The sequence below is a fragment of the Mesorhizobium sp. A623 genome (assembly GCF_054489405.1).
In genome coordinates, this window is sequence record NZ_JBTMXB010000014.1 from 42,698 (window position 1) to 64,998 (window position 22,301).

Annotated in this window: 23 protein-coding genes; 5 read left to right on the forward strand and 18 right to left on the reverse strand. The window is 63.1% G+C overall.

Annotated elements, in window-relative coordinates; genetic code table 11:
- Window positions 1–13 precede the first annotated feature (13 nt).
- The 6 genes from ACX3P1_RS15885 to aroC form a co-directional block, all read right to left on the reverse strand.
- Complete coding sequence (locus tag ACX3P1_RS15885; protein WP_459080557.1) at window positions 14–406, reverse strand: type II toxin-antitoxin system VapC family toxin; 393 nt, start codon at window positions 404–406, stop codon at window positions 14–16.
- Window positions 403–651: a type II toxin-antitoxin system Phd/YefM family antitoxin gene (locus tag ACX3P1_RS15890; protein WP_459080558.1), complete on the reverse strand. Its 249-nt coding sequence runs from the start codon at window positions 649–651 to the stop codon at window positions 403–405. The genes ACX3P1_RS15885 and ACX3P1_RS15890 overlap by 4 nt, the downstream gene beginning before the upstream one ends.
- Before the next feature lie 62 nt (window positions 652–713).
- The gene (locus tag ACX3P1_RS15895) at window positions 714–965 is read right to left on the reverse strand and encodes an exodeoxyribonuclease VII small subunit (RefSeq protein ID WP_459080559.1); all 252 of its coding nucleotides are present in this window, start codon (window positions 963–965) and stop codon (window positions 714–716) included.
- 2 nt (window positions 966–967) lie between these two features.
- Window positions 968–1,894, reverse strand: a complete 927-nt coding sequence (locus ACX3P1_RS15900) for a histone deacetylase family protein (protein ID WP_459080560.1) — start codon at window positions 1,892–1,894, stop codon at window positions 968–970.
- Window positions 1,895–1,980: 86 nt separating this feature from the next.
- Window positions 1,981–3,078 (reverse strand): 3,4-dihydroxy-2-butanone-4-phosphate synthase, encoded by a 1,098-nt coding sequence (gene ribB, locus ACX3P1_RS15905; RefSeq protein ID WP_459080561.1) that lies wholly within the window; start codon window positions 3,076–3,078, stop codon window positions 1,981–1,983.
- 107 nt (window positions 3,079–3,185) lie between these two features.
- Window positions 3,186–4,286 carry a chorismate synthase gene (gene aroC, locus ACX3P1_RS15910; protein WP_459080562.1) on the reverse strand — a complete coding sequence of 367 codons (1,101 nt, stop codon included), beginning with the start codon at window positions 4,284–4,286 and terminating at the stop codon, window positions 3,186–3,188.
- A 184-nt stretch (window positions 4,287–4,470) separates the two neighbouring features.
- Here aroC and ACX3P1_RS15915 point away from each other — a divergent pair, with 184 nt between their 5' ends.
- Window positions 4,471–4,749 (forward strand): DUF1344 domain-containing protein, encoded by a 279-nt coding sequence (locus tag ACX3P1_RS15915; protein ID WP_459080563.1) that lies wholly within the window; start codon window positions 4,471–4,473, stop codon window positions 4,747–4,749.
- An 18-nt stretch (window positions 4,750–4,767) separates the two neighbouring features.
- On the opposite strand, the gene ACX3P1_RS15920 is transcribed toward ACX3P1_RS15915, so the two are convergent.
- The 4 genes from ACX3P1_RS15920 to ACX3P1_RS15935 form a co-directional block, all read right to left on the reverse strand.
- Complete coding sequence (locus ACX3P1_RS15920; protein ID WP_459080564.1) at window positions 4,768–5,355, reverse strand: histidine phosphatase family protein; 588 nt, start codon at window positions 5,353–5,355, stop codon at window positions 4,768–4,770.
- A gap of 36 nt (window positions 5,356–5,391) precedes the next feature.
- Complete coding sequence (gene fabI / locus ACX3P1_RS15925; RefSeq protein WP_459080565.1) at window positions 5,392–6,210, reverse strand: enoyl-ACP reductase FabI; 819 nt, start codon at window positions 6,208–6,210, stop codon at window positions 5,392–5,394.
- A gap of 82 nt (window positions 6,211–6,292) precedes the next feature.
- Window positions 6,293–7,225 carry a DnaJ C-terminal domain-containing protein gene (locus tag ACX3P1_RS15930; protein ID WP_459080566.1) on the reverse strand — a complete coding sequence of 311 codons (933 nt, stop codon included), beginning with the start codon at window positions 7,223–7,225 and terminating at the stop codon, window positions 6,293–6,295.
- A 96-nt stretch (window positions 7,226–7,321) separates the two neighbouring features.
- Window positions 7,322–7,783: an RT0821/Lpp0805 family surface protein gene (locus ACX3P1_RS15935; RefSeq protein WP_459080567.1), complete on the reverse strand. Its 462-nt coding sequence runs from the start codon at window positions 7,781–7,783 to the stop codon at window positions 7,322–7,324.
- A gap of 39 nt (window positions 7,784–7,822) precedes the next feature.
- Between ACX3P1_RS15935 and pdxH the strand changes: the two genes are divergently transcribed.
- Window positions 7,823–8,440 (forward strand): pyridoxamine 5'-phosphate oxidase, encoded by a 618-nt coding sequence (gene pdxH, locus ACX3P1_RS15940; protein WP_459080568.1) that lies wholly within the window; start codon window positions 7,823–7,825, stop codon window positions 8,438–8,440.
- 25 nt (window positions 8,441–8,465) lie between these two features.
- Here pdxH and ACX3P1_RS15945 read toward each other — a convergent pair whose 3' ends face one another.
- Window positions 8,466–9,239, reverse strand: coding sequence for a crotonase/enoyl-CoA hydratase family protein (locus ACX3P1_RS15945; RefSeq protein ID WP_459080569.1), 774 nt, complete (start codon window positions 9,237–9,239; stop codon window positions 8,466–8,468).
- Between the two features lie 20 nt (window positions 9,240–9,259).
- Complete coding sequence (locus ACX3P1_RS15950; protein WP_459080570.1) at window positions 9,260–11,035, reverse strand: acyl-CoA dehydrogenase; 1,776 nt, start codon at window positions 11,033–11,035, stop codon at window positions 9,260–9,262.
- Between the two features lie 291 nt (window positions 11,036–11,326).
- On the opposite strand from ACX3P1_RS15950, the gene ACX3P1_RS15955 reads away from it, so the two are divergent.
- Window positions 11,327–12,436, forward strand: coding sequence for a glycoside hydrolase family 25 protein (locus tag ACX3P1_RS15955; protein ID WP_459080647.1), 1,110 nt, complete (start codon window positions 11,327–11,329; stop codon window positions 12,434–12,436).
- Here ACX3P1_RS15955 and purD read toward each other — a convergent pair.
- Window positions 12,433–13,713: a phosphoribosylamine--glycine ligase gene (purD, locus tag ACX3P1_RS15960; RefSeq protein WP_459080571.1), complete on the reverse strand. Its 1,281-nt coding sequence runs from the start codon at window positions 13,711–13,713 to the stop codon at window positions 12,433–12,435. The genes ACX3P1_RS15955 and purD overlap by 4 nt on opposite strands.
- Before the next feature lie 135 nt (window positions 13,714–13,848).
- On the opposite strand from purD, the gene ubiA reads away from it, so the two are divergent.
- The gene (gene ubiA, locus ACX3P1_RS15965; protein WP_459080572.1) at window positions 13,849–14,832 is read left to right on the forward strand and encodes a 4-hydroxybenzoate octaprenyltransferase; all 984 of its coding nucleotides are present in this window, start codon (window positions 13,849–13,851) and stop codon (window positions 14,830–14,832) included.
- A 2-nt stretch (window positions 14,833–14,834) separates the two neighbouring features.
- Here ubiA and ACX3P1_RS15970 read toward each other — a convergent pair whose 3' ends face one another.
- The 3 genes from ACX3P1_RS15970 to ACX3P1_RS15980 form a co-directional block, all read right to left on the reverse strand.
- Window positions 14,835–15,401, reverse strand: coding sequence for a DUF6101 family protein (locus tag ACX3P1_RS15970; RefSeq protein ID WP_459080573.1), 567 nt, complete (start codon window positions 15,399–15,401; stop codon window positions 14,835–14,837).
- 183 nt (window positions 15,402–15,584) lie between these two features.
- The gene (locus ACX3P1_RS15975) at window positions 15,585–17,015 is read right to left on the reverse strand and encodes an FAD-binding oxidoreductase (protein WP_459080574.1); all 1,431 of its coding nucleotides are present in this window, start codon (window positions 17,013–17,015) and stop codon (window positions 15,585–15,587) included.
- Between the two features lie 9 nt (window positions 17,016–17,024).
- Window positions 17,025–17,999: an L-threonylcarbamoyladenylate synthase gene (locus ACX3P1_RS15980; RefSeq protein WP_459080575.1), complete on the reverse strand. Its 975-nt coding sequence runs from the start codon at window positions 17,997–17,999 to the stop codon at window positions 17,025–17,027.
- Between the two features lie 174 nt (window positions 18,000–18,173).
- Between ACX3P1_RS15980 and ACX3P1_RS15985 the strand changes: the two genes are divergently transcribed.
- Window positions 18,174–18,638 (forward strand): hypothetical protein, encoded by a 465-nt coding sequence (locus ACX3P1_RS15985; RefSeq protein ID WP_459080648.1) that lies wholly within the window; start codon window positions 18,174–18,176, stop codon window positions 18,636–18,638.
- A gap of 12 nt (window positions 18,639–18,650) precedes the next feature.
- Here ACX3P1_RS15985 and glyS read toward each other — a convergent pair whose 3' ends face one another.
- Together glyS and ACX3P1_RS15995 are read right to left on the reverse strand one after the other, a co-directional pair.
- Window positions 18,651–21,251: a glycine--tRNA ligase subunit beta gene (glyS, locus tag ACX3P1_RS15990; RefSeq protein WP_459080576.1), complete on the reverse strand. Its 2,601-nt coding sequence runs from the start codon at window positions 21,249–21,251 to the stop codon at window positions 18,651–18,653.
- Entirely contained in the window at window positions 21,251–22,177 is a 927-nt protein-coding gene (locus tag ACX3P1_RS15995; RefSeq protein WP_459080649.1) for a glycine--tRNA ligase subunit alpha, read from the reverse strand. Before ACX3P1_RS15995 ends, glyS begins: the two co-directional genes overlap by 1 nt.
- Window positions 22,178–22,301: the final 124 nt, after the last annotated feature.

Here is a 22,301-nt window from a genome sequence, read left to right on the forward strand (position 1 = left end):
CCTGTGCCCTTCGTCATGACCAGGTGAGTATTCCTGCATCATAGCGCGAGAGATGGCGGTCATATGTCACAAACTGCATAGTCTCGACCATAGCTTGAGCCAGCATGATCCGGTCGAACGGATCACCATGCAGCAAGGGCAGGCGCTCGACGAAGGCGGCATGGGCGGGGGTGATGTTCAAGAGGCTGAACCCCGCGGATTGAAACTCGGCAATTGCTTGATGGCCTGACATCGGCGGCGCGTCGGTGCGGCCAAGAGGGTACTTTATTGCGATTTCCCATACTGCGACGGCAGAAACGAAAACGTTCGGATATACCTCGCCGAAGAGGAGATGAACGTGGTCGGGGATACGCTCGGGTGCACTTATCGCCCAGATTGCGATATGGGTATCGAGGAGAAGCCTCACTTGTCGTCGTCAAGAAACATTGCTGCAACCTCGGCGTCCAATGCCTGAAATTTTTCGTAATCAAATGGCGGATACTTGCCACGCGCGAGCCCCAGACGGAGCTTCGTCTTCGGGGCAGCATCAATCGGCACCAGTCGCGCCGCCGGCTTGCCGTTACGCGAGATGATGATTTCCGCCTCGGCTCCGCTTTCCACCGCCTCGACCAGCTTGGACAGCGTGGTCTTGGCTTCCAGCATATTGACCATACCCATCGCAGGCTCCTTAGCTAACCCTGGCCAAGATAATCCTTCCGATCATCGGCTTCAAGCTACTCTCCGTCGAGCGGCTCCACGCCTGCCGGCTTGCCATCGCGGGAAAGGCGAATCTTTTCAACCTTGTCTTCGGCAGACTTCAACAAGCGGTCGCAATGCGCCTTCAGCGTCTCGCCGCGCTCGTAAATGCGGATCGACTGGTCGAGCGGCACGTCGCCCCGCTCCAGATCGTCGACGATCTTCTCCAGCGCGTCGAGCGCCTGCTCGAAGCTCATCGCCTTGACGTCTTCGTTCACTTCCTCAGCCATTTCTATCCCTTCATCAGCCGCGCGACATGGGCGGCAACCGAAAACGCCAGCCCTTGCAGATCATAGCCGCCCTCGAGCAGGCTGACGAGCTTTCCGCCGCTATGGCGCACGGCGCGTTCCATCAACTGCCCGGTCGCCCAGTCGAAATCGTCTTCCGTCAGGTTGATCTCGGCCAGCGGATCGCGGTGATGCGCGTCGAAGCCTGCCGAAATCAGAATGAGGTCAGGCGCGAAATTGTCGAGCGCCGGCAGGACACGCGACTGAAAGGCGTCGCGGAAAAACTCGCTGCCGGTGCGCGGCTCCAGCGGCGCGTTGACGATATTGCCGGCCCCGGTTTCGTTCTTTGCGCCGGTGCCGGGATAAAGCGGCATCTGGTGCGTGGAGCAATAGAGCACGGACGGATCGTCCCAAAAGATGTCCTGCGTGCCGTTGCCGTGGTGGACATCCCAATCGACGATGGCGATGCGCTCGGCACCGTGCTTTTTCTGCGCATAACGCGCGGCGATCGCGGCAGTGTTGAACAGGCAAAAGCCCATTGCCGTGGTCTTTTCGGCATGGTGGCCGGGCGGGCGGGCGGCGACGAAGACGTTATCGGCGCGGCCTTCGAACACGTCATCGACCGCGGCATTTGCGGCACCGATTGCCGTTACCGCCGCCTGCCAGCTTTTCGGGCTGGCGGTGGTGTCGCCGTCGATGCGGGTAATGCCGGCGTCGGGAATGGCCGCGCGTATCTTCGCGACATGCGAGGCTGGATGCGCATAAAGGATAGTGGCTTCATCGCCCAGCGGCGCTTCCACGCGGTCGAGATCCTCGAAACCCTCTTCCTCCAGTGCGCGTTCGATGGCGCGCAGCCGGTCCGGGCGCTCCGGATGACCGGGTGGCGTGAGATGTTCCAGAAAGATCGGATGGGTGTAGAGCCGCGTGACCATGCCCCGATATAGGCGCGAGCAACCGCTTTGACCATCTTTGCGTCGCCGCAAAGCCCGATGGTCAACAGGCGATTGCGGCCATGTCCTCAGAGAATCTCGGTCTTGACGATGTGGATGCCGAACCCTTCGAGGCCGACATAGTGCCGCTCGCGCGAAGCAATCAGACTGATCGAGGAGATACCCAGATCCTTCAGGATTTGCGCGCCAAGCCCGATCTCGCGCCATTCGTTTTCACGGCGCAGCGCTTCCTCGTGTTCCTCGCCTTCATGCACGGGCCGCTTGCGGTCCTGGTGCGCGACACCCACCGACCCCTCGCGCAGATAGACGATGACGCCGCGCTGGCGCTCGCCCATGAGTTTCATGATCGCATCCAGCTTGTGGTCGGTGCCGAACACGTCCGTCACGACATCCTCGGGATGCAGGCGCACCGGCACTTCCTCGCCGTCGCGTATATCCCCGAAGACGACGGCCAGATGCTGCATGACATCCCATGGCAGCGTGTAGGTGAAGACCTTGGCCTTACCGCCGGGCGTGTCGATGTCGGAGCAGGCAACGCGCTCGATCAGCGTTTCCTGCCGCTGGCGGTAGGCGATGAGGTCGGCCACGGAAATCTGCTTCAGGCCATGTTCCTTGGCGAAAGCCGAGACCTGTGGGCCGCGTTTGACGGTGCCGTCGTCATTGACCAGTTCCGAGATGACGCCGACCGGGGGCAGATTGGCAAGCTTGCACAGGTCGACCGCCGCCTCGGTATGGCCGGAGCGCATCAAAACGCCGCCTTCGCGCGCGATCAGCGGGAAAATGTGGCCAGGCCGCAGAAAATCCGCGCCGCCGACATTGCCGTTGGCGAGATTGCGAACGGTCAGCGTGCGGTCTTCGGCCGAAATTCCGGTGGTGGTGCCGTGCTTGAAATCGACGCTGACGGTAAAGGCGGTGGTGTGGGCCGAATCGTTGTCGGCAACCATCGGCGCCAGATTGAGCCGCTTGGCTTCCGCGCGTGGCATCGGCGCGCAGACGATGCCGGAGGTATGGCGCACCATGAAGGCCATCTTTTCGGGCGTGCAATGGACGGCGGCCACGATCAGATCGCCTTCGTTCTCGCGCCCGTCATCGTCCATGACCACGACCATTTCGCCCTGTTCGAATGCGCGCAGGGCTTCGACGATTTTCTTCTGGTCGTAGGACATGGCTCACTTCGCTCGCAGGGCAATAGGGGGGTAGGGCAATAAGGCAATAGGAAATTCGGGAAGGCGGGGCAAGTATCAGAGCTTACAAAGCCTACTGCCCTATTCCCCTAAATCCTTCCCGTCTGGCCGCGATGGCGCAAATAATGGTCGGCGAGCGCACAGGCAACCATGGCTTCGCCGATCGGCACGGCGCGGATGCCGACGCAGGGATCGTGCCGGCCCTTGGTGACGACGTCGACGTCGTTGCCGTCCTTGTCGATGGACTTTCGCGGGGTCAGGATCGAGGAGGTCGGCTTGACCGCGAAGCGCGCTACGATCTGCTGACCGGTCGAGATGCCGCCCAGGATGCCGCCGGCATTGTTGGACAGGAAGACAGGCTTGCCGTCATTGCCCATGCGCATTTCGTCGGCGTTTTCCTGGCCGGTGATGCGCGCCGCCTCGAAGCCGTTGCCGATCTCGACGCCCTTGACCGCGTTGATCGACATCAGATTGGAGGCGATGTCCTGGTCGAGCTTGGCGTAGATCGGCGCGCCCAGCCCCGCCGGCACGCCGTCGGCGACGATCTCGATGATCGCGCCGACCGAGGAGCCCGCCTTGCGGATGCCGTCGAGGTAATCGGCAAAGACAGGCACGGAGGCCGGATCGGGCGTGAAGAACGGGTTTTCCGCGTCATCCACGAAATTCCAGTTCCAGTTGTTCCGGTCGATGGATTTTTCGCCCATGGAAATGAGCGCGCCACGCACCACCATGCCGGGCACCACCTTGCGCGCCAATGCGCCGGCAGCGACCCGCGCGGCGGTTTCGCGCGCGGAGGAGCGGCCACCGCCGCGATGATCGCGCAGGCCGTATTTGACCTCATAGGTGTAGTCGGCGTGGCCGGGACGATATTGCCGGGCGATCTCGCCATAATCCTTGGAGCGCTGGTCGACGTTTTCGATCATCATGGACACCGGCGTTCCAGTGGTGATGAGCGTCTCGCCGTCCTCGTCCACAATGGTACCGGACAGGATTTTTACCTCATCGGGCTCGCGGCGCTGCGTGACGAAACGCGACTGGCCGGGACGCCGCTTGTCCAGTTCGGCCTGTATTTCGGCGACCGTGAAGCGGATGCCGGGCGGGCAGCCGTCGACCACGCAGCCCAGTGCCGGGCCGTGGCTTTCGCCCCAGGTGGTAACGCGGAAAAGATGGCCGAACGTGTTGTGAGACATGGAAATCGAACCCTCGCCGGTCGGAGGCCGGATCGTGCCTGCCTTCTATTGGCGTTTTGGACGGGGGTCAAACTGTCGATCGATGGCCTAAGCTTTGACACATTGGATTGGTTTCTGCACTGTTTCGCCGCTTGCAAATCACCCGCCCCTGAAAATGGGGCGCACGGAAAAAAGAGGACGACAAATGCGTATCCTATCCGGGCGTACCCTGTTCGGCGCCGTTGCCGCCACATTGCTGATTTCCACCGCAGCCTTCGCGGCCCAGACCGAGGGCCTGATCAAGAAGATCGACAAGGACACCCTGACGATTACGCTGGACGACGGCAAATCCTACAAGATGAACGGCGAGACCGACATCGAATCGCTGAAGGAAGGCATGGACATCGTCATCGCCTATGATGTTACGAATGGCGTGAACGTCGTGACCGACATGGAACTGCCGGACAGCGAATCGGGCGATTAAACCATCAAACCGTGGGCTTCAAAGCCATTCCAGGTGGCCGTCCCTTAGCCGCAGCACCCGATCCTGCGGCGTATCGAGGCTGGCGGCCTTTTCCCTCGAGACCTTTTCGACCAGCCGAAACAGCGTGCGGATGACGCCGCCATGCGTCACGCAAACCGTGTCGCGCGCCAGTTCCTCGAACCACGGCTTTATCCGCTCGTAGAGCATCTGGTAGCTTTCTGCGCCTTCGCCGGAAGGCCGATAATCCCATTTGTCGAGGCTGCGCTCGCTGGAGATGCCCGGATGCCGCGCCTCAAGCTCGGCATAGGTGAAGCCCTGCCAATCGCCGAAATTCACCTCGACCAGCCTCGCATCGGTGCGGTAGGCCTTGGGATCGAGGCCCATCGCCGTGCGGGCGCGCTCCATCGTTTCGCGCGTGCGCTTCATCGGGCTGGCGACGAAATCGAAAGCTTGCGGATCGTCGATCAATTGCGCCAGCTTATGGCCGTTTTGCGTTGCCTGCTCGCGCCCCAACGCATTCAAATCGATGTCGGCCTGACCTTGCAGCCGGTTCTCGGCGTTCCAGTCGGTCTGGCCGTGGCGCACGAAATAGACAAGCAGAGACATGGCTTCCAAACGGCACCGGTTAGAGCAGGGAGGGGATCAGTCCTTGACGGTCGAGATGTCCGGCGCATCCACCGCCTTCATGCCGACGACGTGATAGCCGGAATCGACGTGGTGGACTTCGCCGGTGACGCCGCGCGACAGGTCGGAAAGCAGATAGAGGCCGGAATCGCCGACCTCCTCGGGTGTAACCGTGCGCTTCAGCGGCGAATTGTATTCGTTCCACTTCAGGATATAGCGGAAATCGCCAATGCCCGAGGCGGCCAGCGTCTTGATCGGCCCGGCCGAAATGGCGTTGACGCGAATGCCCCTGCCGCCGAGATCGACCGCGAGATAGCGCACGCTCGCCTCGAGGGCGGCCTTAGCGACACCCATGACATTATAGTGCGGCATGACTTTTTCAGCGCCATAATAGGTCAGCGTCAGCAGCGAACCGCCATCGTTCATCAGCGGCTCGGCGCGCTTGGCGACGTCGGTGAACGAAAACACCGAAATTTCCATGGTGCGGCTGAAATTGGCGCGCGTCGTCTCGACATAGCGGCCGTCAAGCTCTTCCTTGTCGGAAAAGGCGATGGCATGGACGAGGAAATCGATCTTGCCGAAATGCGCGGCCACATCGGCGAACACCGCATCGAGGCTTTCCGGGTCGGTCACGTCGCAATGACCGGCGACATGCGCCTTGAGTTCGGCGGCGAGCGGCTCGACGCGCTTCTTGAACGCTTCGCCCTGATAGGTCAGCGCAACTTCGGCGCCGTGATCGACGCACGCCTTGGCAATGCCATAGGCGATCGACCGATTATTCGCCACGCCCAGGATAAGGCCGCGCTTGCCGGCCATAAGGCCCTGTCCACCCGCCATGTGAGCGCTCTCCATCACACATTCCAATGCGGGAGCGTATCGCACAGGCACACAGCGCCTTCAAGCGCCGGGCGGGCCTTATTCAATCGTTTTGCTTGCGCAGCAACGCCTCGAGTTCGCTATTGCCGCCTTCCGGCAGCATGATCTGGACATGGGCGTAGAGATCGGCATGGCCGCCGGTCTTGACGGGCAGGCCCCTGCCCTTGAGCCGCAGCACCTTGTCGGAACTGGACCAGGCGGGAATGGTCAGCGCCAGCCGGCCGGACGGCGTCTCCACCGCCACCTTGGCTCCCAGAACGGCATCCTTCAGCGAAACCGGCAGGCCCGCATGCAGGTTGCGGCCTTCGACGCGGTAGCGCGGGTGCTTGCGGAAATGAATCTTGACCAGCGCATCGCCCGCCTTGCCGCCATAGGGCGAAGGCTCGCCCTGCCCCTTGAGACGGATGGTCTGGCCGTCCTCGACATAGGCCGGAAGCTTGACGGCAATCTTGCGGCCACCGGGAAACACGGCCGTTACTTTCGGCGAGGTCGCCGCTTCCTCGACGGTTATGTCGAGCGTAGCGGAAACGTCGTCGCCTGCCGGCGCCGATTGGGCATTTCCGGCCCCGGCCTGCTTCTGCTGGCCAAAGCCGCCGAATATCTGGCTGAAAATATCGCTGTTGCCGTCGAACGGGTCGCCCCCCGGCCTGCCGGAGCGAAACTCGAAATGGGCGGCACCCGGTCCCTGCTGCTGGCGGCGAAAGCCGGCGAAGGGATCGCCGCCTTGCGCGCCCTCAAAGCCCTGGAACTTCTGTTTGCCATCGGCGTCGATTTCGCCGCGGTCGAAGGCGGCGCGGTTCTTTTCGTCGCCGACAACCTCATAAGCCTGATTGGCGGCGGCAAAGCGGTCCTTCGCCTTGGGATCATCCGGATTCTGGTCCGGATGATGCTTCTTGGCGAGTTTGCGGTAAGCCGATTTTATTTCCTTGGCCGAAGCGTTTTTGGCAACGCCCAGCACCTCATAGGGGTCGCGCATGTATCCCTACCCGTCAAACCTGAAGTTACAGTCGCCTTCTATATGCGTGCACCTAGGAAGAAATTCCAGTACGTACGGCCGCTTACGGGCAGTTTCTTATCGGGCCGCGAAGGCTTCCAGCCGCCACACTCCAGCGGCGATCATGCACGCCTCGCCCTTGAACAGGGATACCCCGTCGAAACTTTCGCGTGATGCGGCGAAGCTGCGGCAGAGCCTGCCGCCGGACTTGTCCTCGGTCAGCTGCGAGATCGCACCGCGCGAACCGGTTTCGGAATTCGCCCAGGGAATATCCTGCCCGGCCAGCGTCTCCACATCGGCAGAGGAGACGGCATTGCGGATCGTCGCCTGATCGGCCACCAGGCTGGAATCGTCAGTTGGCGAAGCCGCCGGCACACTGCTGGTGTAGAGCGTGCGGTCGACTTCCGCCTGCTCCAGGCTGAAACCGCCGGCCCCGCAACCCGCAACGACAAGAACGCCGATCAGCATACCGGCTTTCAAGCTGGCCGAAACGAAAACGCTCGCAGGCAGGCTGTCAAATGCTTGCGCGACGCGCGACAATCGGCAAACTCCCGCCAACGAATAAGATTTGAGAAAACTATGAACGACGCACCCTTAACAGATGATGACTTTACCGGGAGCACGGAGCCTTTTCGGCTGTTCGCGCAGTGGTTGGAGGACGCCACCAAGTCGGAGTTGAACGACCCCAACGGCGTGGCGCTGGCGACCGTCGATGCCGAGGGCATGCCGGACGTGCGCATGGTGCTGCTGAAGGGGTTCGATGAGCACGGCTTCGTCTTCTATACGAATTTCGAGAGCGCCAAGGGCCGCGAAATTCTGGGCAGCATGAAGGCGGCGCTATGCTTTCACTGGAAATCGCTGCGCCGGCAGGTGCGCGTGCGCGGTCCGGTCGAGATCGTCAGCGACGCGGAAGCGGACGAATATTACGCCTCACGCCCGCGCGGCAGCCGCATCGGCGCATGGGCCTCGAAACAGTCGCGGCCGCTGGAAAGCCGCTTTGCGCTGGAAAAAGCCGTGGCCGAATATACGGCGCGCTACGCCATCGGCACGGTTCCGCGCCCAAAGCACTGGTCCGGTTTCCGCATCGTGCCGAGTCACGTGGAATTCTGGCACGACCGCCCCTTCCGCCTGCACGACCGCGTCGTGTTCGACCGGGAAGGTGCTGGAGTCTGGAAGAAGACGCGGCTTTATCCGTAAGGCAGCGGCGTAAGGCCCCCTCTTCTCAGGGCTCCGGGGGGCTTGCCTGCCCCTTTTTCCTAGCCATGAACGCCATCAGAGCTGCGCGTGCCTCGTCGGATTTCAACCGTTCGCGAAAATGCGCGGCTTCCAGCCCGATCCGCGCCACCAGTTCCTCGCGCGGGCCGCGCATGAGGTCGCGGGCGATTTTCAACGCTTCCGGCGGCTTGGCCGCGATCTGGCCGGCCGCCGCCAGCACGGAAGCCTCCAGCGAGCCTTCCTCGACCACCTCGTAGATCAGCCCTGCTTGCCTGGCGCGCTCGGCGGAAAGGCCTTCGCCAAGGCCGAGCAGTGCGAACGCGCCCTGACGCCCGAGGATTTGCGGCACCAGCAGGCTGGAGCCTGCTTCCGGCACCAGCCCGAGATCGACGAAGGGCGTGCGGAACACGGTGCGCGGCGTGGCGAAGGTCAGGTCACAATGCAGGTTCAGCGTCGTGCCGATACCGACCGCGATGCCGTCGACGCCGGAAATCATCGGTTTTTGCGAGCCGGCCAGCGCCAGCAAAAAGTCCCAGACCTCATGACCGCCCTCGCCGCCTGTCGCCATGACGAGGAAATCGGCAAGGTCGTTGCCGGCCGAAAACGCGCCTGGCACGCCGAGAAAAACGCTGACGCGGATTTCCGGATCGGCATCTGCTTCGGCAAGGGCCGCCGTCATCGTCGCATACATGGCCCGTGTCAGGGCGTTCTTCTTGTCTGGCCGGTTGATGCGGATGATCTGCACCGCGCCCTGCCGCTCAACGAGAATATGGTCCGTCATGCTCGATTCATCCTTGTTGGTCATACCGAAATCAGCGCTTTTGCCGCAGCCGCGAGGCTGGGGCCACCGCCGATGACCCGCTGTTTCAGGGCGCCGACTTCGCCCATAAGATTTTCCGCGGCGAAGCGGCAAAGCGCCGCCCGCGCTTCAGACCGGTCGGCCAACGCGGCCCGCGCCAGATAGGCGCTGCCGGCGACCAGCGAAAAAAGCCTCAGATAGGGCGTAGCGACGGCCAGCGCTTTTTCCATGTCGCCGGAAGCCAGCAAATCCTGAAGGAAGAGCGTCGTCTCGGACAGATCCTCCAGCGCCTGGCCAAGAAAATCCGCCGTATGGCCAAGCCCGGCGATTTCGCTGGTGCTCGTGGCGGCGGCGATGGCCTCCAGCTCGTCGATATAGGCATGGACATGCGCGCCGCCGCCCAGCGGCAGTTTTCGCGTCACCAGGTCGATGGCCTGGATGCCATTGGTGCCTTCATAGATCGGGGCGATGCGCGCGTCGCGGTAGAGGATGGCCGCACCCGTTTCCTCGACAAAACCCATGCCGCCATGCACCTGCACGCCGATAGACGCCACCTCGACGCCGACATCGGTGGAGAATGCCTTGGCCAGCGGCGTCAGGAGATTGGCGCGGTCGCGCCAATGCGCCGCCTCGTTGTCGGTGGAGGCGCGCCCCATGTCGATGGCGTGGGCGCAGGAATAGCAGATCGCGCGGGCCATCTGCGTCAGCGCCTTCATGGTCAGGAGATTGCGCTGCACATCGGCATGATGAACGATCGGGGCCATGCCTTCGCCCGAAAAATCCGCGGCCTTGCCTTGCCGGCGCTCGTTCGCATAGGCCAGCGCCTTCTGGGTGGCGGCTTCGGCCATGGCCATGCCCTGCGTGCCGACGGCAAGGCGGGCATTGTTCATCATCGTGAACATGCAGGCGAGGCCCTTGTTTTCCTCGCCGATCAGCCAGCCGATGGCGCCCGGCTCCGCACCGCCGAAGCCGTCGCCATAGATCATGGTGCAGGTCGGCGAAGCGTGGATGCCGAGCTTGCGCTCCAGCCCCGAACAGAACACATCGTTGCGCTTGCCCAGCGATCCGTCGTCGTTCACCAGGAATTTCGGCACCAGAAACAGCGAGATGCCGCGCGTGCCGGCAGGCGCATCGGGAAGCCGCGCCAGCACCAGATGCACGATGTTGTCCGAAAAATCGTGCTCGCCATAGGTGATGAATATTTTTTGGCCGAAGATGCGGTAGGTGCCGTCACCCGCCGGCTCGGCGCGGCTGCGCAAGGCGGCAAGGTCCGACCCTGCCTGCGGCTCGGTCAGGTTCATGGTGCCCATCCACTCGCCGGAAACCAGCTTGGCGAGGTATTTTTCCTTCAGCGCCTCCGACGCGTGCTTGTCGAGCGCCTCGACCGCGCCCATGGTCAGCATCGGGCCAAGCCCGAAGGCCATTGCGGCGGAATTCCACATTTCATGGGCGGCCATCGCCAGCATCGTCGGCAAGGCTTGCCCACCATAGGCTTCGGGACCGGACAGCGCGTTCCAGCCGCCGTCGGTCCAGCGGCGGTAAAGCTCCTTCCAGCCGGCCGGCATGGTCACCGCACCGTCCTTCAGCACCGCGCCCTGCTCGTCGCCGATCCTGGCCAGCGGCGCGATTTCCTCGCTGGCGAAGCGGCCCGCTTCGCCGAGCACGGCATCGACCAGATCCTCGCTCAGATCGCCGAAAGCACCGGTATCGAGAACCTGCTTCAAATCCGCGATCTGCTTCAGCGCGAAGCCTATTTCCTCAACGGGTGCGCGATACATGCCGCCTCCTCCTGTCTTGAAAGCATGGCCAGCATACCCCGCAAAAGCGGCGCGGCCACCTGGCATTTCGACACCCACCTTTTACGTAAACGTCAACTATTGTCACGCGGATTCTTTTTTCTACCTCTCCCGCCCAAGTGCTGAAAGGGGCCTGCACTCCAGCGTATCTAATTACAGAATCAAATCGTTAACCATGACAGTCCAGGATCGGCGCGGGTTCCATGACGAGCCAGCGAGGATCGGGGTTTGAAGCTGAGTGCGCGGCACTTTTTGCGCGCGGCGATTGCCGCGATGGCGCTTTCTGCGGCCATGGCCGGCGCTGTCGCCTCGGATTTTTCCGAGCCTTGGAAGAACCCCGACCGTGCGCTGGTGCTCGACGCCTATGAGTATAATTCCATCGACTGGACGGCACTTGCCACCGACAAGCGCGTCGCCGGCTTCATCAGCAAGGCCTCGGACGGCCTTGCGCCACCCTATTTCTGCTCCGGCGACGAGACCGCGTTCCGGCTGTGCAAGGCGCTGTGGAAACGGCATGCGGTGACGCGCGAGCTTTTTCACACGCGTAAAATCATGGCGGGGATGCTGGGCCTCAAATGGGGCGCGTATCATCTGGCCCGCCCCGGCAATCCGGTGCAGCAGGCCAATAATTTCATCGATTTCGCGGAGCCCGGCCCCGACGATCTTCTGGCGCTCGACATCGAGGAAAACGATCCCGAAAAGTGGATGTCGCTGGAAGGCGCCGAGGAGTTCGTGCGGCAGGTGCATCGCCGCGTCGGGCGGTTCCCGATCCTCTATACCAACGGCACGACCGCGCGGCACATCGCCGAAAACCGCGCGCGCTACCCGCTTCTGTCGCGCCTGCCGCTCTGGTATGCGCGCTACAAGCCGGAAATCGGCGTGCATTTCCCGATGGGCAACTGGGAAAGCTATGCGCTGTGGCAGTTTTCGGCGCAGGCCAATTGCGGGCGCGTGCACTGCCCCTATCGCGTTCCCGGCACGCCCAACGACATCGACGTCAACGTCGCGCCGATGGATATCGCCGAACTGCGCGAAAAATGGCCGTTCGGCGGCCTGATCGACGCACCCGCCGACACACTGGTCAGCGTACCGGTGCCGGTCGGGCGGGATGTCGGCCTGAAGGGCAATTTCACCATCACCTACGCAGCCGTTGCGCCACCGCCGACTATGCGGGAACTGACTGCTGCCCTCGAGCAGAATTGGAAGGAAGTGCGGGATGGCTGGCGCATGGCGGCAACCTATTTTCGTACGTACGCCATGGCCAAAGCTGGATCAGAAAAACTCGCCGGACCACCGCCCGATCTGGTTCAATTCGCCGACGCGCCACAAGGTGTCGATCCGATACTGACTGGATCGATCAAGGCGGGGTTCGGTCCCCGCTAGGCCTGCTTCGCGGCCTTCTCGCGTTCGATCGCCTGCCAGCCGATATCGAGGCGGCAAAAGCCTTGCGGCCAGTCGATCCGGTCGACGCCTTGATAGGCTTTCGCCTGCGCCTCGCTCACCGTCGCGCCCATGGCGGTGACGTTCAGTACGCGCCCGCCATTGGCGACCAGCGCGCCGCCGTTCAGCGCGGTGCCGGCATGAAAGATCTCGACGCCGTCGCCTGAAGCAGCGCCCCGGATGACCGAGCCTTTTTCGGGCGTGCCGGGATAGCCGTTCGCCGCCATCACCACTGTCAGCGCCACCTCATCGCGCCAGCGCACCGACATATGCGCAAGCTGACCGTCGGCGGCCGCGTTGAGCAGCACCAGCAGATCGTCCTTCAGCCGCATCATCAAGACCTGGCATTCCGGGTCTCCGAAACGGGTATTGTATTCGATCAGCTTCGGCCCCTGATCCGTGATCATCAGGCCGGCGAACAGCACGCCGGAAAACGGCGCGCCGGCCTCTGCCATGCCGCGCATGGTGGGCAGAACGATCTCGTTCATCGTGCGCTCGATCATCTCGGGCGTCATCACGGGTGCCGGCGAATAAGCGCCCATGCCGCCGGTGTTGGGGCCGGTGTCGCCCTCGCCGACGCGCTTATGGTCCTGCGCCGTGCCGAAAGGCAGCGCGGTGACGCCGTCGCACAGGCAAAAGAAGCTCGCTTCCTCGCCGGTCAGGAATTCTTCGACCACCACTTCCGCCCCGGCATCGCCGAACGAACCGTCAAAGCAGGCGTCGAGTGCGGCCAGCGCCTCGGCCAGCATCAGCGCGACGGTGACCCCCTTGCCCGCCGCCAGCCCGTCCGCCTTGATGACGATCGGTGCGCCCATTTTTTCGACATAGGTTTTGGCCGAGGCCAGATCGCCGAAGCGGCCATAGGCGGCGGTCGGGATGTCGTATTTCGCGCAAAGGTCCTTGGTGAAACCCTTCGAGCCTTCCAGTTGGGCCGCCGCCTTCGATGGGCCGAACACGCGAATATTTGCAGCGCGCAGATCGTCGGCCAGCCCCGCCACCAGCGGCGCTTCCGGCCCGACCACCACGAGATCGATCTTTTTGGCCCGGCAGAATTCAACGATCGCTGCATGGTCGGCCATATCCAGCGCCACCAGTTCGGCTTCCTGCGCGACGCCGGGATTGCCGGGGGCGGCATAAAGCTTCGTCAGCATGGGCGACGCGGCCAGCTTCCAGGCCAGCGCATGTTCGCGGCCGCCGGAACCGAGCAGAAGAACGTTCATGGATTGCCTCACGATTGCTGACCCGCAAGGTCCATCCGGTATGGGCACGGCGGCGGGCGGTCAAGCAGCACGGCCAAATTATAAAGGACAAATCGCCCGCTTGACGCCACAAGCCCATGCTGCCACTTCACAGAAATGGAAACCATCCAGTCGAAAGCCAAGCAGGGCCGCGTTGCCGATGCGCCAAGCGGCCATTGGGTCTATCGGGCGCTGCCGCGCGCGCTATGGCCGTACGCGCAGCTTGCCCGGTGGGACCGGCCCATCGGCTGGCAGTTGCTGTTATGGCCGTGCTGGTGGTCGGCGGCGCTCGCTGCAAGCGCCTATGCGCGGCCCGGCGATTCGCTGGCCTCGCTGCTGCCGCAACCCTTCACGCTCATCCTGTTCCTGCTCGGCGCGATTGCCATGCGCGGCGCGGGCTGCACCTACAACGACATCGTTGACGTCGACATCGATGCGCAGGTCGAGCGCACCCGTTCGCGCCCGCTGCCATCGGGCCAGGTCAGCCGCCGGCAGGCGTGGATCTTCCTGATCGTGCAAGCCCTGGTCGGGCTGGTGGTGCTTTTTCAGCTCAGCGAGTTCGCCATACCGCTCGGCATTTCGTCGCTCGCGATCGTCGCGCTCTATCCCTTCGCGAAACGATTCACCAACTGGCCGCAACTCGTTCTCGGCCTTGCCTTTTCCTGGGGCGCGCTGATGGGCTGGGCAAACGAGTTCGGCGACATCGATGGGCCGGCCGTGATGCTCTATATCGGCTCGATCCTGTGGGTGATCGGCTACGACACCATCTATGCGCATCAGGACAAGGAGGACGACGCCATCGTCGGCGTCCGCTCCACCGCGCGCCTGTTCGGCGACAACACCAAATCGTGGCTGGCCGGGCTTTATGGCGGCGCGCTGATGTGCTTTGCCGTCGCTTTCGCGGCAGCCCAGGCGCCGGTCGTCGCCCTTGCCGGGCTGCTCGCCGCCGCCGCCCATATGACAAGGCAGATCACCGTGCTCGACATCGACGACCCCGACCAGTGCCTGAAACTGTTCAAGTCGAACAGCCAGGTCGGCTGGCTGATTTTTCTCGGCCTGATCGGCGGCGCGGTCTGGGTTGCGCTCAAACCGATGGTTTGAAATTACTCGCGCGCGATGATTTCCTCGCCGCTGATGACCAGCCTCAAACCGAGATCGCCGGCCCTGCGGCGAGCCAGAAAGCGCGGGCGGCGTGTGTGCGAAGCCCTGCCCTTGCGGCGCTCTTGCGGCGGCAGCGTCTTGATGGCCGCCCCCAGCGATTCTTCCAAGGTCCGGGCAACGCCGTCCGCCTCGATCAGCAGCATCGGCAGGCGGTAGGCGTCGGCCCAGGCGCGCCAGTCCGCGGCGACGTCGTAGAGGTCGTCGGCAACCAGCAGCGGCACCGACAGCATCGGGTCGTTGTGGAGCAGTTCCAGGGTCACGGTGACATTGCCTTCTGGATCTTCCATGGCCCTTGCGGCAACGCCCCGAAAGGCGATGGCGGGAAGCGCGATGGTTGCCGGCAAGCCACTGAGTTCGAGCATCCGGCGCACCACGGCACCGCGATGGTCGATGGTGAAGGTAACGTCGCCATAGTCGTCATTGGTCGCGTAGCTGACCATTTGCGGCAAACGAAAAGGGTCGAGGCGCATGTTGCGCCCCGCCCAGACTGGCTTCAGTCCGGTACTCATCTACTGTCTTCCCTGTCTCTCCTGAGAGCCGGTTTTCCGGTCTCTCCGGGCCAGTTTTCCCGGCCTCGTTTATGAGCAGAGACTAGCGCGGCCTCCTTACCGCCGCGCTTAAGAAAGTCGGTTAAATTTTCCTGATCTTGCAAATGGTTATCGGAATACCACCAGCAACGGCGCTGGAAAGGATCAGATAACCTTACCGGGATTCATGATGCCGGCGGGGTCGAACGCAGCCTTTACCCGCCGCATCAGATCGATCGCCATCGGCGGCGCCGTCGCGATCAGTTCGTCGCGCTTCGACTGGCCGATGCCGTGCTCGGCGGAGATGGAACCGTTGAGCGAGCGCACCACATCATGCACCGCATGGTTCATCGGGTGATAGAAAGCGAAGAAGGCTTCGTCGTCGCCGCCGACCGGCCTTGAAACGTTGTAGTGCAGATTGCCGTCGCCCATATGGCCGAAGCAGACCGGCCGCGCGCCGGGGCAGATCGTTTCAACGGCACGCGCCGCCTGCTCGACGAAGGCCGGGATCTTTTCTATCGGCACGGAAATATCGTGCTTTATCGACGCGCCCTCGGGCTTTTGCGCCTCGGGCAGCATCTCGCGGAAATTCCAGAAGGCGTTGGCCTGCGCGATGCTCGAAGAAATCACCGCATCGCCGACGATCCCGTCTTCAAGACCGGAAGAAAGAATATCCTCCAACAGCGCCCTGGCATCCTCCGCGGACCGGCCCGACGAAATCTCCATCAGCACGTACCACGGCCAGTCTTGCAGCAGCGGGCGAACGACGCCCGATGCGTGCCGGAGCGTAAAATCATAAGGCCGCCGTTCGATCAACTCGAAGGCCGTCAGGCTTGAGCCGCCGCGATCCATCGCCCGGGAAAACAGCGCAAGCGCTGCCTGCGTGGAGGTAAGGCCGACGAAGCCAACCTCGCGGCCCCTTGGCTTGGGAAAAAGCCTCACCACCGCCGCCGTGATGACGCCCAACGTGCCTTCCGCGCCGACGAACAGGTTCTTCAGATCGTAGCCGGTATTGTCCTTCTTCAGCTTGCGCAAATCGTCGAACACTTCGCCGGTCGGCAACACCACCTCGACGCCAAGGCAGAGTTCGCGCGCATTGCCATAGGCGAGCACGCCGGTTCCGCCCGCATTGGAGGAAAGGTTGCCGCCGATCTGGCAGGAACCTTGCGAGGCCAGCGACAGCGGGAACAGCCGGTCGACGGAATCGGCCGCATCGTGCAAATTCTGCAGGATGACGCCGGCTTCCACGGTTGCGGTGCCGGACAGAACGTCAAGCTCGCGAATGCGGTTCAGCCGCGACAGCGACAACAACACCTCGCGGCCGGAGCCGTCGGGCACCTGCCCGCCGACCAGCCCGGTATTGCCGCTTTGCGGGACGATCGGCGTTTTCGTCTCGGTCGCCAGTTTCATGATGCGGCTGACCTCCTCGACGCTGCCCGGCCGCAGCACCAGCGAAGTCCTGCCATGCCAAAGCCCACGCGGCTCGATCAGATAGCCGGCGATGTCATTTTGATCGCGCAGGGCGTGGCTGTCGCCGACGATGCACGCGAAACGGGCGATCAAGGCGGGATCGAGATTCTGAATGTCCGAAGCCATGTTAGCTGCCTATGTTGCGGCCGAAACGGGATCGCGCGGGGCGGCGGCGCGGGCCAGCCGGTCGTTGATCGCCTCGCCCAGCCCATCCATCGGCACAGGCTCCACGGCGATCATGCGCGCGCCGCTGCGGTCCAGTTCCTGGAGATAGGCGAACAGATTGCTTGCCGCTTCCCGCAAATCGCCGGCTTGGGAGAGATTTTTGACCGAAATGGCCCTTTCCGAACCCGGCACGCGCTCCGGCCCGAACGCCAGCAGCGCCTCGCCTTCGCCAATGCTCTCGGCATTCAGCCGCACCGCAGCGCCCGGCGCGTAGTGCGAGGCCATCATGCCCGGCGCCTGGATGCCACCGGAACCGCCGCGCAGCACATCCTGGCCGACAACCGCCTCGATTTCGGCCGCGGAAACGCCGCCCGGCCGCAGCAACCGCACCTTCCCGCCCTCAACCTTGACGATGGTGGATTCCAGCCCGACCGGCGTTGCGCCGGCATCGACCACCAGCTTGATCCTGTCGCCAAGCGAAGCGGAGACAGCGGCAGCACTTGTCGGGCTGATTTTCCCGGACGCGTTGGCGCTGGGTGCTGCCAACGGCCGCCCAAAACGGGCAATGAGGCCGACGCCGAAGCCTCTGGGCAGGCGCAACGCGATGGTATCGAGGCCGGCGGTCACCAGCGGATGGATTGCGGCACCGGCGCGCAACGGCAGCACCAGCGTCAGTGGGCCTGGCCAGAATTTTTCGGCCAGTTTTCGCGATAGCGGATCGAACACGCCGATGCGCACGGCCATTTCCATGTCACAGACATGGGCGATCAACGGATTGAACCGCGGCCTGCCCTTCGCCTCGAAAATGCGGGCAACGGCGACGCCATTGGTGGCGTCGCCCGCCAGGCCGTAGACCGTCTCGGTCGGGATGGCGACGACCTCGCCTTGCTCCAGTAGCGCCAGCGCTTGTTCCATCGCATCAGCGGCGGCGGATATGTCAGCCAAAACTCTAACCTTTCGAGGGGTCCAACCCCATGATTGGTGCTAATACGGTGACGCCCGCGCGGCAAGGCCGAGCTTGGGAAATTATAAATCCTTCGATGCTATACCCTTGGCCAGTGTGCATCCATGCACCCGGTGCGTGGATGCAGCCAGCAGGCAAGGAGCCTACTTTTGTTCGTGCGCGTATTGGCAGCGTTCATCCTGACAATGGCGGCAACGGGCATGGCCCAGGGGTCGTCCTTTGTCGTCATGGGCGAAACCGCTCCCGCAGCGACGCCCTCCATCATCACGCTTGGCGCGCCGGCACCGGCAAGACAAACCGGCCAGCCAAGCGCGCAGGGCGCCCGTTTCGTGGAAACGCCGCTGGAAACGCCGTCCATCATCGCGCTTGGCGAGCCGCTGCCGGAAGTGACCTTCGAGAAGGTGGCGGCGATCCCCCGACGCGGGCCGAACTTCCAGCCTCTGGTTATTCGCGGCGGCATAGCCGGAGACGCTTTCGCGCCCGCCATCCCGCCCAAGGATACGGCAGCGCCGTCGCAACAGGCTGCCGCCTCCAAGGGCGACGCGCCGGCCCCGCCGCCAGCGCCCGCCGCGCCACCTGCCTATCTGCCACCGAACGGCTACGGCAAGCATCGGCAATAGGTCGGGCGAGGATCAACCGGCGATTTTCGAGAAATCCGCGACCTGGTTGGTAGCCGCGCGGATGCGTGCCAGGAGCGCCAGGCGGTTGGCGCGGACAGTGGCGTCTTCATCGTTCACATGAACATGACCCAAGAATGAATCAACCGGCTGGCGCAAAGCGCTGAGCGCGGCAAGAGCGGTAAAAAAATCTTCATTCTGAATCGCTTGGGCTGCTTGGCTCTCAGCCTGATTCACCGCCGCGAACAGGTTTTTCTCAGGCTCTTCGCGCAACAGCGAGGGATCGACGGCATCGGCGATGGCGGTTTTTTTCTTTTCCTCGGCCGCCAGAATGTTCGCCGCGCGCTTGGTGCCGGCGAGCAGGTTCTTGCCGTCCTCTGTCTCAAGGAAAGCGCCGAGGGCTTCGACCTTGCGCACGATGATAAGCAGGTCGTCGTTGGAGGAAGGCCTGATCTCCCCCCCTGCGGGGGAGATGCCCGGCAGGGCAGAGGGGGGCAACGTAGAGCGCTTACCGTCGCGGCTTTCATCGACGGATTGAGAGGACTGCGGGACAGCGCCCCCCTCTGTCGGCTTCGCCGACATCTCCCCCGCAAGGGGGGAGATCAACGCGCTACTTCCGGCAAGCACAGCGTCGATCAGATCGTGCCGCGCACCCTGATCGCGGAGGTAGACTTTCAGGCGATCGTGGAAGAAGGAGAGGAGGTTAGCTTCTGCCTCATTGAAGCAGTTGGCCCAGTCCTGAAGAAATTCTTCCTTGCCCGCGAATTGCGCGGCTATTTGATCAAAGCCCCAATCCTCGTTGAGAGGTAGAGGCAATTTTTTCTGCAATTCTAACCAAGCGTCGAAAATTGGACGATAGCGTTGGTCAATTATCTGTCGGAAAATTAGCAGCCAGCCAGCGTGCCAGACTTTTTCAAGTCTTAGGCTTATCCCATTCTCGACCAATATCCGCACCACACCTAGCGCCGCCCTGCGTAGCGCGAACGGGTCCTTGCTGCCCGTGGGCTTTTCGTCGATCGCCCAAAACCCGACCAGCATGTCCAGCTTGTCGGCGAGCGCCACCGCTACCGAAACCGGATCGGTCGGGGCGCGGTCGGAGGGGCCTTGGGGTTTGTAGTGTTCTTCGATTGCGGCGGCGACGGACGCATGCTCGCCCTGTAGAGCCGCGTATTTGCGGCCCATCGCGCCCTGCAATTCGGGGAACTCGCCGACGATTTCGGTGGTCAGGTCGGCCTTGGCCAGCACCGCCGCGCGGGCGGCAAGCTCGGGATCGGCACCGACCAGCGGCGCGATTTCCTGCGCCAGCCGCCTTATGCGCTCCACGCGCTCACCTTGCGTGCCGAGCTTGGCATGGAAGGTAACGCCGAGATGATCAAGGCGGGCCATGCGCTGGTCGAGCGGCTTTTTCAGATTCAGATCGAACTTTTCTGCCGATGCCTGCAACGCGTCGAGGTCGGGCAGATCCGCCTGATCGGTCTTCCAGAAATGCACCGCATCGGAAAGGCGCGCGCGCACCACCTTGCCGTTGCCGTGGGCGATTTCCTTGCCGCCGTCCTTCGCCTCGATATTGGCGGTCAGGATGAAGTGGTTGGAGAGTGCGTCCTTCGAGGCTCGCTCCGCTCGCACCTCAGGATGAGGATCGTCATTGGGGTGGCTCTGCCCTCCCTCATCCTGAGGTGCCGGCGAAGCCGGCCTCGAAGGACGCACCACGAAACACTTCTGGTTGGCGCGGATGGTTAGGCGGATGACTTCGGCGGGGATCGCCAGAAACTCCGTCTCGAACTCGCCCATCAGCACGACCGGCCATTCGACCAGCCCGGCGACCTCGTCCAGCAGGCCTTCGTCCTCGACCAGATCAAGGCCGTTGGCGAAGGCCAGGTTCTTGGCGTCGGCCAGGATGATTTCCTTGCGGCGGTCAGCGTCGAGCACAACCTTGGCCGCTTCCAGCTTGGCCGCGTAGTCCTCAAAGCGGCGCACGGTGATTTCGGCCGGCGCATGAAAGCGGTGGCCGTAGGTGACGTTGCCGGAGCGGATGCCGTCGACCTCGAAATCGACCACCACCGGTTCCTCGGTCTCGGGGCCGAAGGTGCACAGGATCGATTGCAGCGGGCGAACCCAGTGCAGCGCGTCGCCGCCCTGGCCTTCGGTGCCGCCATAGCGAGCGCCTTTCGGCCCCGAGGCCGCGCCCCAGCGCATCGATTTCGGCCACGGGAACGTGCGGATGATGCCGGGTATCAGGTCGGCGATGATCTCTTCCGCCGCCCTGCCCGGCTTTGAAATATGGGCAACGTAGAAATCGCCCTTCTTCGGGTCGGTATGGACATGCGCCTCTTCAATCGAGGCCAGCCCCGCCGAGCGCAAAAAGCCCTGGATTGCCTGTTCGGGCGCTTTGGTTGACGGTCCCTTGCGCTCCTCGCGAATGTCCTTCGAGCGCGCCGTCAGGCCGCGCATGTCCAGCACGAGCCGGCGCGGCGTGAAATATTCGCGGGCCGCCTCATAGGTCAGGCCGGCCTCGACCAGACCGTCGGTGACCATCTTTTTCAGGTCGGCCGCCGCCTTGCGCTGCATGCGCGCGGGAATTTCTTCGGAGCGAAGTTCAAGAAGCAGATCGGGCATTACGCGGCCTCCCCGGCCAGGGAAAAGCCGCCGGCCTCGGTCAGCAAAAACGCCTCGCCGCAGGCCTTCGCCAGATTGCGCACGGCGAAAATGTATTTCTGCCGCTCGGTCACCGAAATCACGCCGCGCGAATCGAGCAGGTTGAAGACGTGGCTGGCCTTGATGCACTGGTCATAGGCGGGAAACACCATGCGGTGCGCGCCACCGTCCTGGGGTGCACCGGCCGCCAGCAGCGCCTTGCACTCGGCTTCCGCGTCCTCGAAGTGGCGCAGCAGCGTCGCGGTGTTGGCAAACTCGAAATTGTGGCGCGAATATTCCTGCTCGGCCTGCAGGAAAACGTCGCCATAGGTGACCTTGTCTTCGCCTTCGAGGCCGTTGAAGTTCAGGTCGTAGACGTTGTCGACGCCCTGCACATACATGGCCAGTCGTTCCAGCCCATAGGTCAGTTCGCCGGCCACCGGCGCGCATTCGATGCCGCAGACCTGCTGGAAATAGGTGAACTGCGATACTTCCATGCCGTCGCACCAGCATTCCCAGCCAAGGCCCCAGGCGCCCAGCGTCGGGCTTTCCCAATCGTCCTCGACAAAGCGGATGTCGTGCAGCAGCGGATCGACGCCGATCGCCGCCAGCGAGCCGAGATAAAGCTCCTGCAGGTTCGATGGATTGGGCTTCAGGATCACCTGATACTGGTAATAGTGCTGCAAGCGGTTGGGATTTTCGCCGTAGCGGCCATCCTTGGGGCGGCGCGAAGGCTGCACATAGGCCGCGTTCCAGCGTTTTGGCCCCAGCGCGCGCAGCGTGGTGGCCGGATGAAACGTACCCGCGCCCACTTCCATGTCGTAGGGTTGCAGCACCGCGCAGCCATAGTCGGCCCAATAGCTGTGCAGCGTCAGGATCAGCCCCTGGAACGAGTGGCTGGGGTGCATATGGGCAGGAATTTCGGCGCTCACGGATCGGCCTCGACGGCAATGGCAGGATGCCGCTTTCCCTAGTGCCCCACACCGTGAGCGTCAAGGCGAAGGGCCAAGAGAACCGGTCTACGCTCCGGCC

What these genes read in the sequence shown, in the direction of transcription:
- ACX3P1_RS15890 (WP_459080558.1), bottom strand. Translation starts at nt 651, where the DNA reads ATGGTCAATATGCTGGAAGCCAAGACCACGCTGTCCAAGCTGGTCGAG.
- ACX3P1_RS15895 (WP_459080559.1), bottom strand. Translation starts at nt 965, where the DNA reads ATGGCTGAGGAAGTGAACGAAGACGTCAAGGCGATGAGCTTCGAGCAG.
- ACX3P1_RS15900 (WP_459080560.1), bottom strand. Translation starts at nt 1,894, where the DNA reads ATGGTCACGCGGCTCTACACCCATCCGATCTTTCTGGAACATCTCACG.
- ribB (WP_459080561.1), bottom strand. Translation starts at nt 3,078, where the DNA reads ATGTCCTACGACCAGAAGAAAATCGTCGAAGCCCTGCGCGCATTCGAA.
- aroC (WP_459080562.1), bottom strand. Translation starts at nt 4,286, where the DNA reads ATGTCTCACAACACGTTCGGCCATCTTTTCCGCGTTACCACCTGGGGC.
- ACX3P1_RS15915 (WP_459080563.1), top strand. Translation starts at nt 4,471, where the DNA reads ATGCGTATCCTATCCGGGCGTACCCTGTTCGGCGCCGTTGCCGCCACA.
- ACX3P1_RS15920 (WP_459080564.1), bottom strand. Translation starts at nt 5,355, where the DNA reads ATGTCTCTGCTTGTCTATTTCGTGCGCCACGGCCAGACCGACTGGAAC.
- fabI (WP_459080565.1), bottom strand. Translation starts at nt 6,210, where the DNA reads ATGGCGGGTGGACAGGGCCTTATGGCCGGCAAGCGCGGCCTTATCCTG.
- ACX3P1_RS15930 (WP_459080566.1), bottom strand. Translation starts at nt 7,225, where the DNA reads ATGCGCGACCCCTATGAGGTGCTGGGCGTTGCCAAAAACGCTTCGGCC.
- pdxH (WP_459080568.1), top strand. Translation starts at nt 7,823, where the DNA reads ATGAACGACGCACCCTTAACAGATGATGACTTTACCGGGAGCACGGAG.
- ACX3P1_RS15945 (WP_459080569.1), bottom strand. Translation starts at nt 9,239, where the DNA reads ATGACGGACCATATTCTCGTTGAGCGGCAGGGCGCGGTGCAGATCATC.
- ACX3P1_RS15950 (WP_459080570.1), bottom strand. Translation starts at nt 11,035, where the DNA reads ATGTATCGCGCACCCGTTGAGGAAATAGGCTTCGCGCTGAAGCAGATC.
- ACX3P1_RS15955 (WP_459080647.1), top strand. Translation starts at nt 11,327, where the DNA reads ATGGCGCTTTCTGCGGCCATGGCCGGCGCTGTCGCCTCGGATTTTTCC.
- purD (WP_459080571.1), bottom strand. Translation starts at nt 13,713, where the DNA reads ATGAACGTTCTTCTGCTCGGTTCCGGCGGCCGCGAACATGCGCTGGCC.
- ubiA (WP_459080572.1), top strand. Translation starts at nt 13,849, where the DNA reads ATGGAAACCATCCAGTCGAAAGCCAAGCAGGGCCGCGTTGCCGATGCG.
- ACX3P1_RS15970 (WP_459080573.1), bottom strand. Translation starts at nt 15,401, where the DNA reads ATGAGTACCGGACTGAAGCCAGTCTGGGCGGGGCGCAACATGCGCCTC.
- ACX3P1_RS15975 (WP_459080574.1), bottom strand. Translation starts at nt 17,015, where the DNA reads ATGGCTTCGGACATTCAGAATCTCGATCCCGCCTTGATCGCCCGTTTC.
- glyS (WP_459080576.1), bottom strand. Translation starts at nt 21,251, where the DNA reads ATGCCCGATCTGCTTCTTGAACTTCGCTCCGAAGAAATTCCCGCGCGC.
- ACX3P1_RS15995 (WP_459080649.1), bottom strand. Translation starts at nt 22,177, where the DNA reads ATGCACCCCAGCCACTCGTTCCAGGGGCTGATCCTGACGCTGCACAGC.